This is a genomic window from Coprococcus sp. AF38-1, from assembly GCF_003603945.1.
Classification (GTDB): Bacteria; Bacillota; Clostridia; order Lachnospirales; family Lachnospiraceae; genus Coprococcus; species Coprococcus aceti.
This window is the reverse complement of sequence record NZ_QVGO01000005.1, coordinates 262,053-276,398: the sequence shown is the minus strand read 5'-3', so window position 1 is coordinate 276,398 and position 14,346 is coordinate 262,053. Positions and strand designations below refer to the sequence as shown.

Sequence of the window (14,346 nt, the reverse complement as noted above, 5' to 3'; positions counted from 1 at the left end):
AATGTATAAGCTTATAGATGGTAAGGTTATATCAAAACAGATAAAGGATGAGCTCAAGGAGAAGGTTGCAGGGCTTAAGGCAGAGGGTGTAGAGATATGCCTTGCTGTTATTCAGGTCGGCAATGATCCTGCTTCATCAGTATATGTTGGCAACAAGAAGAAGGCATGTGAGTATATAGGAATAGGTTCACTGTCATACGAGCTCCCAGAGGAGACAACTGAGGAGGAGCTTCTTGCACTTATAGAGAAGCTCAATTCTGACGATAAGGTGAACGGAATACTTGTACAGCTCCCGCTTCCAAAGCATATAGATGAGGATAAGGTCATAAAGACCATATCTCCAAAGAAGGATGTGGACGGCTTCCATCCGATGAGTGTTGGTGCGCTCAGCATAGGACAGCCGGGCTTTGTGTCATGTACACCAGCCGGAGTTATCCAGCTCATCAAGAGATCAGGAATAGAGATAGAGGGTAAGGAGTGCGTGGTACTCGGCAGAAGCAATATAGTAGGCAAGCCTATGAGCATGCTGCTGCTCCGCGAGAACGGAACCGTAACCGTGTGCCATTCCAGAACAAAGAATCTCAAGGAAGTGTGCAGACGTGCTGATATACTCGTGGTGGCAATAGGAAAGCCAGAAATGATCGATGCATCTTACATCAAGGAAGGCGCAACAGTTATAGATGTGGGAATCCACAGGAATGAGAATAATAAGCTCTGCGGTGATGTGGATTTTGAATCAGCCAAGGAGGTTGCCGGAGCGATAACTCCTGTACCTGGCGGAGTCGGCCCTATGACCATAGCCATGCTCATGTCAAACTGCGTGGAATCAATAAATATAAACTAAGAACAAGTGCAAAATTATTGGAGAACAGATGAAAGTATTACTCATATCACTAGGCTGTGATAAAAATCTGGTGGACAGCGAGGTCATGCTCGGTTTGCTGAACAAAGCCGGCCACCAGCTTACAAATGATGAGACAGAGGCAGATGTAGTAGTTGTAAATACCTGTGCGTTCATCAGCGATGCGAAAGAGGAAAGCATCAACACCATCATCGAGATGGGAGAACTGAAGAAAACCGGAAAACTAAAAAAGCTTATCGTTGCGGGATGTCTGTCCCAGAGATACAAGGACGAGATAATGAAGGAGCTTCCGGAGATCGATGTCATTATTGGTGCGACCAATTACGATAAGATAGTTGAGGCAATAGGAACCGACGAGGAGTCGATCGTAGATGATATAAATTATACTCCAAGGCCGATTGCCGAGAGAATAGTAACGACAAATGCGTCGATGGCGTATTTTAAGATCGCAGAAGGTTGTAATAAACTGTGCACTTATTGTATAATACCTCACATACGAGGCAGATACAGAAGCATGCCGATGGACAGCCTGATCGCATCCGCTGAAAAGCTTGCGTCTGATGGTATAAAGGAGCTTGTCCTTGTGGCACAGGAGACTACGCTGTACGGAGTTGATCTGTATGGTGAGAAGAAGCTTCCAGAGCTTCTCACAAAACTCAGTGATATAGAAGGCATAGAGTGGATAAGACTTCTGTACTGTTATCCGGAGGAGATAACAGATAAACTAATAGAGGTTATGGCCACGAATCCGAAGATCTGCCATTATGTCGATATACCTATCCAGCATTCTGAGAATGCGATACTTAAGAGAATGGGCAGAAGAACCAGCAGGGAGGACATTGTGGAGCTTGTCGGCAGACTGAGGACAGCCATGCCGGATATAGCCATCAGAACCACGCTCATATCTGGTTTCCCAGGTGAGACACAGGAACTGCACGATGGTCTGGTCGACTTTGTTGACGAGTGCGAGTTTGACAGGCTTGGAGTATTCACTTATTCGCCTGAGGAGGGCACTCCGGCTGCGGAGTACGAGGATCAGGTGGATGGAGAGCTGGCTGTAAAGTGGCGCGATGAGATCATGGAGCTTCAGCAGGAGATTTCCTATGAGAAGAACCAGCAGATGATCGGAAGCACCCAGAAGGTTCTCATTGAGGGATATCTGGTCGACGATGATGTATATGTGGGAAGAACCTACAGAGATGCTCCGGGGGTTGACGGAATAGTGTTCGTCAGCGCACCATATGAATTGATATCCGGTTCATTTGTGGATGTGAAGATAACCGAGGCAAATGAATATGACTTGACAGGAGTGATAGTAGAATGAATTTACCAAACAAATTGACAATACTAAGAGCTATAATGATTCCATTCTTTCTCGTGTTTTTATATATGTCACCGGGATGGTCGAAGTGGGTGGCACTTGGAATATTCATAGCCGCATCACTTACAGATATGCTTGACGGAAAGATTGCAAGAAAATACAATCTGGTCACCAATTTTGGAAAATTCATGGATCCTCTGGCAGATAAGCTGCTGGTATGTTCGGCACTCATAGCACTGTCGGATCTGAACAGGATCCCGGCATGGATCGTTATAGTGATCATAGCGCGTGATTTCATAATAAGCGGATTCAGACTTATTGCGGCAGAAAAGGGAATTGTTATTGCTGCCGGATGGTGGGGAAAGATCAAGACAACGGTTCAGATGATCATGGTAGGATTTCTGATAGCTGATCTCAAGGTGTTCTACATCTTTGATCAGGTGCTCATCTACCTTGCACTTGCACTGACACTTATATCTCTTGGAGATTATCTGTATCACAACAGAGAAGTCCTCAAGGACTAAAACAGTAAAAAATAAAACAGATTTTATAATTCAACGGGGAATTTGGGGTATACTTTTGTTTGAGGGTATATTTTACACAGATTCCCTGTTTTATTTTGAAAAATAATCGCTTACAACGCCGATAAACCTTTGGTGGTTTTTTCGATTTTACTTGAAATATGACGACAAAGGCTTTACAATTATACTCGGCGAAAATTGGACTATATATAGTCCTAAAATAAATTAAACGGAGGGCTAAAAATGAGCAACACACCAAGCTTGTCAGCAAGTGACAGAATTTCAATGTTACTTGATGACTCAAGTTTTGTTGAAATCGGCGCATATGTAACTGCTAGAAATACAGATTTCAACATTCAGGACAAGGATACTCCAAAAGACGGTGTAATAACCGGTTATGGAGTGATCGATGGCAATTTAGTTTATGTTTACAGCCAGGATGCAAAGGTGCTCGGCGGTTCTATAGGCGAGATGCATGCCAAGAAGATCGCAAACCTTTACGACATGGCAATGAAGATGGGTGCACCTGTTATCGGGCTGATCGATTGTGCCGGACTCAGACTTCAGGAGGCTACAGATGCTCTTAATGCATTTGGAGAGGTATTCATGAAGCAGACTCTTGCATCAGGTGTAATACCACAGATCACAGCTATATTTGGTACATGCGGTGGTGGTGCAGCACTTATACCTAATCTCACAGACGTAACATTCATGACTAAGGAAGGAGCTAAGCTCTTTGTTAACAGTCCAAATGCACTGGATGAGAACCGTGCAGAGAAGCTTGACACTGCAGCAGCAGATTATGTTGCAGAGAACACAGCAAATGTTGACGCAGTATACGACACAGAGGCAGAGCTTCTCGGTGCAGTGAGAACTATGGTAGGTCTTCTTCCATCAAACAATGAGGATGATGGCGACTGCGCAGTATGTGAGGATGATGTGAACAGAATCATTCCAGATCTTGCTACAAAGGCAGGGGATGTGAAGGCTGTTATAGCAGATATCACTGATGATGAGTTTGTATTCGAGCTCAAGAAGGATTTTGCAGATGACGTTGTTACTGCATTTATCAGACTTAACGGTGAGACAGTCGGTGTTGTCGGAAACCAGAAGGATGTCATGACAACAGCCGGTGCATATAAGGCAGAGGATTTCGTAAAGCTTTGTGATTCATTCAACATCCCAGTTGTCACACTTGTAAACATCAAGGGATTTGCAGCAACTGTAAAGGAAGAGAAGACTATCTCAAAGGCTGTTGCAAAGCTTACTTACGCTTATGCCAACGCAACAGTGCCAAAGGTAACTGTTATGCTTGACAAGGCATATGGTACAGCCTACACAGTTATGTGTTCAAAGGCTATCGGAGCTGATGTTGTATTTGCTTGGCCTAAGTCAGTTATCGGAACAATGGATCCAGAGATGGCTGTAAAGATCATGTATGAAGATGAGATCGCAGCAGCCGGTGACAAGCTTGCTTATATCAATGATAAGAAGGCAGAGTACACAGAGGCGCTTTCAGGAGCTCTCTCGGCAGCAAGAAGAGGATATGTGGATGACATTATCGAGCCTGATGCAACAAGAAAGAGAGTTATAGCAGCACTCGATATGCTTTTTTCAAAGAGTGAGGACAGACCATTCAAGAAGCATGGAACAATATAAAGGAGTGACAACTTAATGGAAAAGATAATAAAGAAAAAGTTATTATTGATAGTTTCTATGTTAGCTGTTACATTTGCACTTGCCGGATGTTCGTCTTCAGACAAGAAAGTAGAATTTGACTATGACGGAAACACATTGGTTCAGATAGCAGAAACACAGGCTACGAATTACATGCAGATTGCGCAGGTTGAAGATGTATATAATTTCTATGTAGATGAAGAGGCAAATGGCGGTCAGGTAGATGAAACGACTGCTGATGCATTAAAGGTTTTTTCAACGATTGAGTCTGACTATGGTAAATTCCAGCAGTTTAAGCCGGTCAATCTCGAAGATGAAGATGATAAAACAATACAAGAAGTTGATGACAAGGTTGTTGTTACATTATATGCAGAATGTGCAGAAAAAGAAGCTATAGTAAAGGCAACATTTGTAGACAATTCGGTAACTTACAATTTTCAGAAGTATTCAGTGATGGCTCAGAATCAGTATTCAGAAGAAGAGGCTGATCAGATGCTTGCATCAAATGGTGTTTATCCATACAAGATTTCCGAATTTGAAGTTGCTGCTAATCAGACACTTAAGGACAAGATGAAGGATGCGGGAGCAAATACCCTCATAGGTATGGGTATCGTGTTTATAGCACTTATCTTCATATCATTCATAATTTCACTTCTCAAGTATGTTCCGGCTCTTTTGGACAAGGAGACAAGAGAGAAGAGAAAGGCTGAGAAGGCAAAGAAGGCTCTTGGAAGCGTTGCAACATTAAATGTTGACAAGGAGGATGAGACTCCTGCAGGAAGCGCACCTGCTCCAGCTGGAATAGTAGACATTGTCAACACAGCGACCGGTGAGAGCGTTATGAACGACTCAGAGCTTGTTGCGGTTATATCAGCAGCGGTTATGGCGGCACAGGGCGGAAAGACAAGAGTTCGTGTAAACTATCCAAGTAACGATAAGTTGGTTGTAAGACCAAGAAAAAAGAATAAGAGATAATTATAGGAGGATAATTGTTATGAAGAATTATAGAATCACAGTTAATGGCACATCATACGATGTATCAGTTGAAGAATTATCAGGTGGCGCAGCTCCAGTAGCAGCAGCTCCAGTGGCAGCACCTGCACCAGCAGCAGCTCCTGCAGCACCAGCACCAGCAGCAGGCGGCGCAGGAAGCGTTAAGGTTTCATCACCTATGCCTGGTAAGATCCTTGCAGTAAAGGCTAATGTTGGCGATTCAGTAAAGAAGGGTCAGGTAATCCTCATCCTTGAGGCTATGAAGATGGAAAACGAAGTTGTTGCTCCGGAAGATGGTACTATCGCAAGCATAGATGTTACAGTAGGCGCTAGTGTTGAGTCAGGCGACACACTTGCAACACTCAACTAATTGCTTGAATTAGAATAAATCTTATAGGAGGAAACAACTAAATGGGCAGCACAATAGTTGACGTTTTGACAAATTTAGCTAATCAGACCGGTTTTGCAAGTCTTGACTGGAAGAATTACGTTATGATCCTTATAGCGTTTGCTTTCATGTATCTTGCGATCGGAAAGGGTTTTGAGCCACTTCTTCTTGTCCCTATCTCATTTGGTATGTTTCTTGTAAACATGTTCCCAGATATTATGGCAGAGGGCGGCTTGTTACATTATTTTTACCTGCTTGATGAGTGGAGTATCTTACCTTCACTTATATTCATGGGCGTAGGTGCCATGACAGACTTTGGTCCGCTTATCGCGAACCCGAAGAGTTTCCTGCTCGGCGCTGCAGCTCAGTTCGGTATCTATACAGCTTACTTCCTTGCATTCCTTATGGGATTCAACGGCAAAGAGGCTGCGGCTATATCGATCATCGGTGGTGCAGATGGTCCTACATCTATCTACCTTGCCGGTAAGCTCGGCATGGGTGGAACACTTCTCGGACCTATAGCAGTTGCGGCATATTCATATATGTCACTTGTACCTGTTATACAGCCACCTATCATGAAGGCTCTCACAACAAAGAAGGAGAGACTTGTTAGAATGCCACAGCTCAGACCTGTAACCAAGATCGAGAAGATCCTTTTCCCTATCATCGTTACACTTGTGGTAGTTCTTATACTTCCAACAACAGCACCACTTGTAGGTATGCTGATGCTTGGTAACCTCTTCAGAGAGTGCGGCGTTGTTAAGCAGCTCACAGAGACAGCTTCAAACGCTCTTATGTATATCGTAGTTATCTTACTTGGTACTTCAGTAGGTGCTTCTACAAGTGCAGAGGCATTCCTTAAGATGAGTACACTTAAGATAGTATTCCTTGGTCTTGTCGCATTCGCAGTTGGTACAGCAGCCGGAGTTCTCTTCGGTAAGCTCATGTGCTGGGCGACAAAGGGCAAGGTTAATCCGCTTATCGGTTCTGCTGGTGTATCAGCCGTTCCAATGGCAGCCAGAGTATCACAGAAGGTTGGAGCACAGTATGATCCTACAAACTTCCTTCTGATGAATGCTATGGGACCAAATGTTGCAGGTGTTATCGGTACAGCCGTAGCAGCTGGTACATTCCTTGCAATATTTGGAATTTAATTAAGAATTTAGGCAATGAAATTATATAGGAGGACGATAAAATGGCAGATAAGAAACCGATAAAGATTACGGAAACTGTACTGCGTGATGCGCATCAGTCACTTATAGCTACTCGTATGACAACCGAGCAGATGCTTCCTATCATCGACAAGATGGATAAGGTTGGTTATCATTCAGTAGAGTGCTGGGGCGGTGCAACATTTGATGCATCACTCAGATTTCTTAAGGAGGATCCATGGGAGAGACTCAGAAAGCTCAGAGATGGATTCAAGAATACAAAGCTGCAGATGCTCTTCAGAGGACAGAATATCCTCGGATACCGTCATTATGCAGATGATGTTGTAGAGTATTTCGTACAGAAGTCAATCGCAAATGGTATTGATATCATCAGAATATTTGACTGTCTGAACGATCTTAGAAACCTTCAGACATCAGTTAAGGCTTGTAATAAAGAGGGTGGACATGCCCAGGTAGCTCTTTCATATACACTCGGTGATGCATATACTCTGGATTACTGGAAGGATATGGCAAAGAGAATCGAGGATATGGGAGCAGATTCAATCTGTATCAAGGATATGGCCGGACTTCTTGTTCCAAATAAGGCTACAGAGCTTGTACAGGCACTCAAGGATGGTTCAAGCCTTCCAATTCAGCTTCATACACATTACACATCAGGTGTAGCTTCAATGACATACCTCAAGGCTGTAGAGGCTGGATGTGATGTCATCGATACAGCAATCTCACCTCTTGCGCTTGGTACATCACAGCCTGCAACAGAGGTTATGGCCAAGACATTTGAGGGAACAGAGTTTGATCCAGGTCTGGATCAGAAGCTTCTGGCTGAGATAGCAGACTACTTCAGACCACTCAGAGAAGAGTGGATCGCAAGCGGTCTCTTAAATCCAAAGGTTCTTGGCGTTAACGTTAAGACACTTCTCTACCAGGTACCTGGTGGAATGCTTTCAAACCTCGTATCACAGCTCAAGGAGATGGGTGCTGAGGATAAGTTTGAGGCCGTTCTTGAGGAGGTTCCAAGAGTTCGTAAGGACTATGGTGAGCCACCACTTGTTACTCCTTCAAGCCAGATCGTTGGCACACAGGCAGTTCTCAACGTTGTAACAGGCGAGAGATACAAGATGTGTACAAAGGAGTCAAAGGCACTTGTACGTGGCGAGTATGGTCAGTCAGTAAAGCCTGTTGATCCAGAGGTTAAGAAGAAGGTTATCGGCGATGAGAAGCAGATCACATGTCGTCCAGCAGATCTTCTTGAGAACGAGCTCGACAAGATTGAGAAGGAGATGATCCAGTACAAGAAGCAGGATGAGGATGTACTCACATATGCACTGTTCCCACAGGTTGCAACTGACTTCTTCAAGTACAGAGAGGCACAGGATAAGAAGGTCGATGTCACACTTGCTGACAAGGACAGCACAGCTTATCCAGTTTAATAACTGAATTTATAAGGTCAGCTATATAAATGATCATAAAAAGGGACGGAGCTCCGCGAGCGGAGTCTCTGTCCTTTTGTTTAATATATGGAGATAATATGACAGGGAAAATAGTGGTTATAGGAGCAGGAGCTGCAGGGGTAATGGCTGCACTGACAGCGGCACAGAAGAATAAGGTCATTCTCATTGAAAAGAATGACAGGATCGGAAAAAAGTTATTTATAACAGGTAAGGGACGTTGTAATGTGACAAATGCATGTGACGCTGACGGATTTTTTAATTCAGTGGTCACGAACAGCAAGTTTATGTACAGCTCCTTTTATACATTTGACAACAATATGATAATGGACTATCTGGAGAAGACCGGATGTCCGCTCAAGATAGAACGCGGAGGAAGAGTGTTCCCGACAAGCGATCATTCTTCAGACGTTATAGGAGCATTCAAAACTCTTATAAACAGAAATAAAAATATAAGTCTGTATTTGAATACGAAGGTTACAGGAATCAATATAGAGGATGGCAGGATAAAGAGTGTTGACGTATCAGGAGATAACGGCGGGACAGGCAATGACAGGATATACTGTGATGCTGTTATAATTTGTACCGGCGGAAGATCGTATCCACTCACGGGATCTACCGGAGACGGATACAGACTGGCAGAACATATGGGTCATACGATAAAGCCGTTAAGTCCATCACTGGTTCCGTTTGAGATAGAAGAGAAATGCTGCTCCATGATGATGGGACTGTCGCTTAAAAACGTGGCACTTCACATAAGCAGTGGAAAGAAGAAAATATTTGACGAACAGGGGGAGATGCTGTTTACCCACTTTGGCATAAGTGGGCCGCTGGTGATCAAGGCCTCCGCATATATACACAGGTATATTGGAAAAGATATAGACATGTACATAGATCTGAAGCCGGCTATGGACAGAGATATGCTTGATTCCAGACTCCTCAAGGATTTCAAGAAATATGCAAACAAAGACTTCAAGAATTCTCTTGGAGATCTGCTTCCGATCAAGATGATAGATGTGGTTGTGGAGAGATCCGGTATCGATCCGTATAAGAAGGTCAACTCAGTGACCAGGGAAGAAAGACAGAGACTTATAGATGTGCTGAAGGAATTCAGACTTACATTTGTGGGGCTTCGGGGATATGATGAGGCTATAATCACAAGAGGCGGAGTGAGCGTAAAAGAGGTAAATCCTTCCACCATGGAGTCTAAGCTTGTGGGGGGCGTGTATTTTGCCGGAGAACTGCTGGATATCGATGCGCTGACAGGTGGATTTAACCTGCAGGTGGCGTGGTCGACTGGATATCTGGCTGGACTTTCTGCTTCCGAGAGTTTACAATAGGCGTGGACGACAGTCAATTTAATTACAGGGAGACGAAGATATGAATATAGCAATAGATGGACCTGCAGGTGCAGGCAAAAGCACGATAGCAAAAAAGGCGGCAGGCGAGCTTGGTTTTATATATGTGGATACAGGTGCCATGTACAGGGCGGTGGCTGTATATCTCACAGAAAGCGATATATCTGCCAGCGATGAAGACCTGGTGGAGAAAAGCATAGCGGACATTTCCGTGGAAATAAAATATGAGGATGGAGCACAGCAGGTCTACCTTAACGGCGAGAATGTAACAGGAAAGCTGAGAACTGAGGCTGCTGGTAATATGGCTTCAAAGGCATCTGCACTTCCATGCGTCAGGGAAAAGCTTCTGTCACTCCAGCGGGATCTCGCTGCTTCAAATGATGTTGTCATGGATGGAAGGGATATAGGAACAAATATACTTCCTTCAGCAGAGCTCAAGGTATACCTTACCGCCTCTTCGGCAGTGAGGGCCAAAAGAAGATATGACGAGCTTGTCGCAAAGGGCGCTGAGAATATTGATATAGAGAAGATAGAGCAGGATATAATCCAGAGGGATAAGCAGGATATGGAGAGAAAAACAGCTCCTTTAAAGAGGGCTGATGACGCGGTTCTTATCGACAGCTCAGATATGACGATAGAGCAGGTTACAGACACTATAGTCGGACTTGCAAGAGAGAGAATGTAATACAGGTGGTTTAGATATGGAGATATTACTTGCAAAGAGTGCCGGATTCTGCTTTGGCGTTCAGCGTGCGGTGGATACAGCATACGAACATGCTGACGAGGAAAATGTGTATACTTATGGTCAGATAATACACAATGAAGAGGTGGTTGGTGATCTTACAAAGCACGGAGTGCAGGTGATCGACAGTGATGACGAATTGCTTGAGATAAAAGACAGCAAGGTCATAATCAGATCCCATGGCGCTGAGAAAAGGATATATGACATTCTGGAGGCTGGTGGGAATACGGTGATAGATGCGACCTGTCCATTTGTCAAGAAGATACACAACATAGTGCGCGAGGAAGGACAGAAAGGAAATACAGTCGTCATCATAGGCGACTCAAGCCATCCCGAGGTGAAAGGAATCGTGGGCTGGTGTGTAGAGCCTCCGGTAGTCATAGGTTCCGAGGAGGAGGCTGAGGCTTTTGTAAGAAAATATATTGACGGAGAGGTCAAAACAGCGGATAATATATCGATAGTTAGTCAGACAACTTTTAATTACAGAAAATTTAATTATATTGTTGATATTATTCGAAATAAATTGTATAATGTTACTGCTTATAAGACGATCTGTAATGCTACGTCTGTGCGTCAAAGGGAGGCGCAGGAGATTGCATCAAAGGTAGATGCCATGATTGTTATAGGTGGTCGGAACAGCTCTAATACTCAGAAGTTATATGAGATTAGTAAAAAAGAATGTGAGAATACTTACTATATACAGACACTCGTTGATTTGGATTTGACTACTTTTGAATCCGTTAGTAGGGTAGGTATTACAGCTGGGGCATCTACCCCAAACAAAATTATTAAGGAGGTTCATGGTAGGATGGACGAGATGAATTTTGAAGAATTATTAAAGAATGATGAGAGCAGAGTCTCAATCAAGACAGGAGAGATAGTAGAAGGTAGAGTTATCGATGTTAAGCCTGATGAGATTCTGGTAGACATCAGCTACAAGTCAGATGGTATTATTCCTAGAAGCGAGTATACCAACACACCTAATGCAGATCTGACAGAGCTTGTACATGTTGATGATCCGATAACAGCCAAGGTTGTTAAGACAAACGATGGCGAGGGATCAGTTCTTCTCTCATACAAGAGAGTTGCTGCAGAGAAGGCTAATGAGAAGCTTGAGGCTGCTCTTGAGTCAGGAGAGATCCTTACAGGTAAGGTTGTTCAGGTTGTAAGCGGTGGACTTAACGTTATGTACGATGAGACAAGAGTATTTATCCCTGCTAGTCTTGTTTCAGATACATATGAGAAGAATCTTGACAAGTACCTTGATCAGGATATCGAGTTTGTACTCACAGAGTACCAGCCAAAGAAGAGAAGAATAATTGGTAACAGAAAGCAGATCGTTGCAGCAAGAAAGGCAGAGGCTGCAAAGGCTCTGTTTGATAGAATAGAAGTTGGAATGATAGTTGAGGGTGTTGTAAAGAACGTTACAAGCTTCGGTGCATTCATAGATCTCGGTGGAGCAGACGGACTTCTTCACATCTCAGAGATGTCATGGGGAAGAGTTGACGATCCTAAGTCAGTTCTCAAGGTTGGTGATACTGTTAAGGCATTCATCAAGAACATTGACGGCGAGAAGATTGCTCTCAGCCTTAAGTTTGATGATACAAACCCATGGCTTAACGCAGCAGAGAAGTATGCTCCTGGAACAGTAGTTACAGGTAAGGTAGCAAGAATGGCTGATTTCGGTGCATTTATCGAGCTTGAGCCAGGTGTTGACGCACTTCTCCATGTATCACAGATCTCATATGAGCATGTTAACAAGCCAGAGGATGTATACAAGGTAGGCGATGAGGTTGAGGCAGTTGTTGTTGAGTGCAATGCAGATGACAAGAAGATCAGTCTCAGCGTAAAGGAATTACTTCCAGCTCCAGAGTATACAGATGATGTAGCAGAGGACACAGAGGAGTAATCTGATATATAGACAGTTAAGAAAACCGTAGTCGATAATGACTACGGTTTTTTTATGCCAGAATATTTATATCAGAATAGTTTGTTCAGGACTGCAAGGATATAGGCGTGGGATTGCTCACATTTTTCGTGTAATTCGGTGCTGTCCGAAAGAAAACGGTTTCCTTTAAGATCTGTATCATAGAATATCTCTCCGTGAAATCCTGGTGGACAGGGTATGAAGCTGCCGGTCTTGGTGGTGAAAGCATTGTCCTTTGTCGCTTTTTCCTTGTGGGCATCGTCCACATAAGCCGCCATTGATTTGTGTATGGCCATGTGCTCCATAGGTAGATAGTAATAATTTTTGTAGTCCTTGAAGAAGTATTTCATTTCGGTGTCCCGGGTCTTTGGAACGACCACATGCATATGTGTGTCACATGCATTTACAAGAATTCCATTCAGGGATTCCGTTATGCGGCATGGAAGCTTTGGAATGGAACAGTTGTATGTTATTGAATCGATGGTATCGGATATATCATCTATCTGAAAGTCATCAGGAATATGAGGGATATTCACAAATTCAGATATAGATATAAGCCCTCTTATATCGTCATGGTTATGGGTGAGCATATCGTCAAGCAGAGATTCGTCGTGAGAACTCAGATAATGCTTGTAGGCGGATATAAGATCGCCTCCTGATATAAAAGTATTTCTCTGGAAGTCAATCAGATGCTCTATGTCAAACTGCTTAGCCGAGTCTAGACGCAGAAGCTTTTTGTATTTTCTGGTTGTTCTATATATATCCACGCTCTGTATATTGTCAAGCGTAGTGTCCACGTCGAATTGCTCCATCTTTTTCAGCAAGTAGGGGATGTCAAAGGTATCGCCGTTGTATGACACCAGTATTTTGTGATTCTTTAGGATCTGTTCAAAATGGGACAGCATTTCAGGCTCTGAAGTTCCGTTGTCATTGAATATCAACTGGGTGCGAAATGCACTGTCTGAGAAATATGAACATCCGATCAGATAGAGATCCGAACGTTTGGCGCTGAGGCCGGTTGTTTCTATATCAAAATAGAGTATATCCGACAGCTCGTCCGATATGTGAGCTGTATTTACATTTATGTCTTCAGTATATTTAAAAATTTTCATAATGGCTCCTTTTGGTTCCTTGCGTAAGGTACATTATAGAACATGCATTGTTCTGCAATATATATAGTAGCTGTCGTTTTTCAAAAAAGCAAACATATATTCACAATTGATAAATAATATGATATAATTACGAAGATTTAGTGTCGGTTTCTATGCGATTTTGAGATACCGTCATATATTACAGGACAGGAAAAGTTAACGGATGATTTCATATATTCGAGGAGCACTTGAAATAAAGGGTGACAATTATATAGTGATCGAGTGTGGTGGAATAGGGTATCAGCTCATGGTATCCGGAAAGTTTATGGAGAAGCTTCCACCGGTACATTCAGAGATAAAAGTAAGCACATACATGTATATACGCGAGGATGAGATAAGTCTGTTTGGCTTTGAGAACGCAGATGAACTCAATGTGTTCAAGATACTGCTGGGAGTGAGCGGTGTGGGGCCAAAGGTAGCCATGTCTCTTCTGTCAACACTCACCGTGAACGAGCTCAGGCTTGCGGTCATATCTGAGGATGTAAAGGTCATATCAAAGGCTAATGGAATCGGGGCAAAGGGCGCTTCGAGGATCATTCTGGAGCTCAAGGATAAGCTGAGCATGGAGGATATGATAGATGCAGCATACAATGATTCGGTTGTTGTGCAGACCGCTGCAGGCGATGTGAGAACAAATGTCATATCGGCTCTCACAGCACTTGGATATTCAGGTGTTGAGGCGGGACGTGCTGTTTCGCGTGTAGATGGTTCGGCGGATATGGATGAGGAGCAGCTCCTTAAGGCGGCACTCAGATTTATGATATAGAATATTGATCAGATAGGTAG

General features: G+C 43.4%; 13 protein-coding genes. 12 read left to right on the top strand and 1 reads right to left on the bottom strand.

The features are described 5' to 3' along the window. The first annotated feature begins 1 nt into the window (after position 1). From folD to DW025_RS09290, 11 genes are all read left to right on the top strand, one after another. Positions 2–844 (top strand): bifunctional methylenetetrahydrofolate dehydrogenase/methenyltetrahydrofolate cyclohydrolase FolD, encoded by an 843-nt coding sequence (gene folD / locus DW025_RS09340; protein ID WP_117549001.1) that lies wholly within the window; start codon positions 2–4, stop codon positions 842–844. Between the two features lie 28 nt (positions 845–872). Next, positions 873–2,186, top strand: coding sequence for a 30S ribosomal protein S12 methylthiotransferase RimO (rimO, locus tag DW025_RS09335; RefSeq protein WP_119999652.1), 1,314 nt, complete (start codon positions 873–875; stop codon positions 2,184–2,186). Beyond that, on the top strand, positions 2,183–2,707 hold the full coding sequence (gene pgsA, locus DW025_RS09330) for a CDP-diacylglycerol--glycerol-3-phosphate 3-phosphatidyltransferase (protein ID WP_015534884.1): 525 nt from the start codon (positions 2,183–2,185) through the stop codon (positions 2,705–2,707). The genes rimO and pgsA overlap by 4 nt, the downstream gene beginning before the upstream one ends. 240 nt (positions 2,708–2,947) lie before the next feature. Continuing rightward, positions 2,948–4,363 carry an acyl-CoA carboxylase subunit beta gene (locus DW025_RS09325; protein WP_055273023.1) on the top strand — a complete coding sequence of 472 codons (1,416 nt, stop codon included), beginning with the start codon at positions 2,948–2,950 and terminating at the stop codon, positions 4,361–4,363. Positions 4,364–4,378: 15 nt separating this feature from the next. Beyond that, on the top strand, positions 4,379–5,356 hold the full coding sequence (locus tag DW025_RS09320; protein WP_117548998.1) for an OadG family protein: 978 nt from the start codon (positions 4,379–4,381) through the stop codon (positions 5,354–5,356). A 19-nt stretch (positions 5,357–5,375) separates the two neighbouring features. Next, entirely contained in the window at positions 5,376–5,744 is a 369-nt protein-coding gene (locus DW025_RS09315; protein ID WP_117548997.1) for a biotin/lipoyl-containing protein, read from the top strand. Between the two features lie 41 nt (positions 5,745–5,785). After that, positions 5,786–6,916, top strand: coding sequence for a sodium ion-translocating decarboxylase subunit beta (locus tag DW025_RS09310; protein ID WP_055222592.1), 1,131 nt, complete (start codon positions 5,786–5,788; stop codon positions 6,914–6,916). A gap of 41 nt (positions 6,917–6,957) precedes the next feature. Then, positions 6,958–8,364: an oxaloacetate decarboxylase subunit alpha gene (locus DW025_RS09305; RefSeq protein WP_015534888.1), complete on the top strand. Its 1,407-nt coding sequence runs from the start codon at positions 6,958–6,960 to the stop codon at positions 8,362–8,364. A 98-nt stretch (positions 8,365–8,462) separates the two neighbouring features. Next, positions 8,463–9,722, top strand: a complete 1,260-nt coding sequence (locus tag DW025_RS09300; RefSeq protein ID WP_119999650.1) for an NAD(P)/FAD-dependent oxidoreductase — start codon at positions 8,463–8,465, stop codon at positions 9,720–9,722. 40 nt (positions 9,723–9,762) lie between these two features. Then, positions 9,763–10,425: a (d)CMP kinase gene (cmk, locus tag DW025_RS09295; RefSeq protein ID WP_022216517.1), complete on the top strand. Its 663-nt coding sequence runs from the start codon at positions 9,763–9,765 to the stop codon at positions 10,423–10,425. Between the two features lie 16 nt (positions 10,426–10,441). Continuing rightward, on the top strand, positions 10,442–12,391 hold the full coding sequence (locus DW025_RS09290; protein ID WP_055222594.1) for a bifunctional 4-hydroxy-3-methylbut-2-enyl diphosphate reductase/30S ribosomal protein S1: 1,950 nt from the start codon (positions 10,442–10,444) through the stop codon (positions 12,389–12,391). Positions 12,392–12,462: 71 nt separating this feature from the next. On the opposite strand, the gene DW025_RS09285 is transcribed toward DW025_RS09290, so the two are convergent. Continuing rightward, positions 12,463–13,521: a ribonuclease H-like domain-containing protein gene (locus DW025_RS09285; protein ID WP_119999648.1), complete on the bottom strand. Its 1,059-nt coding sequence runs from the start codon at positions 13,519–13,521 to the stop codon at positions 12,463–12,465. A 202-nt stretch (positions 13,522–13,723) separates the two neighbouring features. Here DW025_RS09285 and ruvA point away from each other — a divergent pair, with 202 nt between their 5' ends. Continuing rightward, positions 13,724–14,326: a Holliday junction branch migration protein RuvA gene (gene ruvA / locus DW025_RS09280; RefSeq protein ID WP_119999646.1), complete on the top strand. Its 603-nt coding sequence runs from the start codon at positions 13,724–13,726 to the stop codon at positions 14,324–14,326. The last annotated feature ends 20 nt before the right edge of the window (positions 14,327–14,346 follow it).

Excerpts from the sequence above, each read along its gene's own strand:
- cmk (WP_022216517.1), top strand. The coding sequence starts at position 9,763 with ATGAATATAGCAATAGATGGACCTGCAGGTGCAGGCAAAAGCACGATA.
- rimO (WP_119999652.1), top strand. The coding sequence starts at position 873 with ATGAAAGTATTACTCATATCACTAGGCTGTGATAAAAATCTGGTGGAC.
- DW025_RS09315 (WP_117548997.1), top strand. The coding sequence starts at position 5,376 with ATGAAGAATTATAGAATCACAGTTAATGGCACATCATACGATGTATCA.
- DW025_RS09290 (WP_055222594.1), top strand. The coding sequence starts at position 10,442 with ATGGAGATATTACTTGCAAAGAGTGCCGGATTCTGCTTTGGCGTTCAG.
- DW025_RS09310 (WP_055222592.1), top strand. The coding sequence starts at position 5,786 with ATGGGCAGCACAATAGTTGACGTTTTGACAAATTTAGCTAATCAGACC.
- DW025_RS09320 (WP_117548998.1), top strand. The coding sequence starts at position 4,379 with ATGGAAAAGATAATAAAGAAAAAGTTATTATTGATAGTTTCTATGTTA.
- DW025_RS09305 (WP_015534888.1), top strand. The coding sequence starts at position 6,958 with ATGGCAGATAAGAAACCGATAAAGATTACGGAAACTGTACTGCGTGAT.
- DW025_RS09325 (WP_055273023.1), top strand. The coding sequence starts at position 2,948 with ATGAGCAACACACCAAGCTTGTCAGCAAGTGACAGAATTTCAATGTTA.
- ruvA (WP_119999646.1), top strand. The coding sequence starts at position 13,724 with ATGATTTCATATATTCGAGGAGCACTTGAAATAAAGGGTGACAATTAT.
- DW025_RS09285 (WP_119999648.1), bottom strand. The coding sequence starts at position 13,521 with ATGAAAATTTTTAAATATACTGAAGACATAAATGTAAATACAGCTCAC.
- folD (WP_117549001.1), top strand. The coding sequence starts at position 2 with ATGTATAAGCTTATAGATGGTAAGGTTATATCAAAACAGATAAAGGAT.
- DW025_RS09300 (WP_119999650.1), top strand. The coding sequence starts at position 8,463 with ATGACAGGGAAAATAGTGGTTATAGGAGCAGGAGCTGCAGGGGTAATG.
- pgsA (WP_015534884.1), top strand. The coding sequence starts at position 2,183 with ATGAATTTACCAAACAAATTGACAATACTAAGAGCTATAATGATTCCA.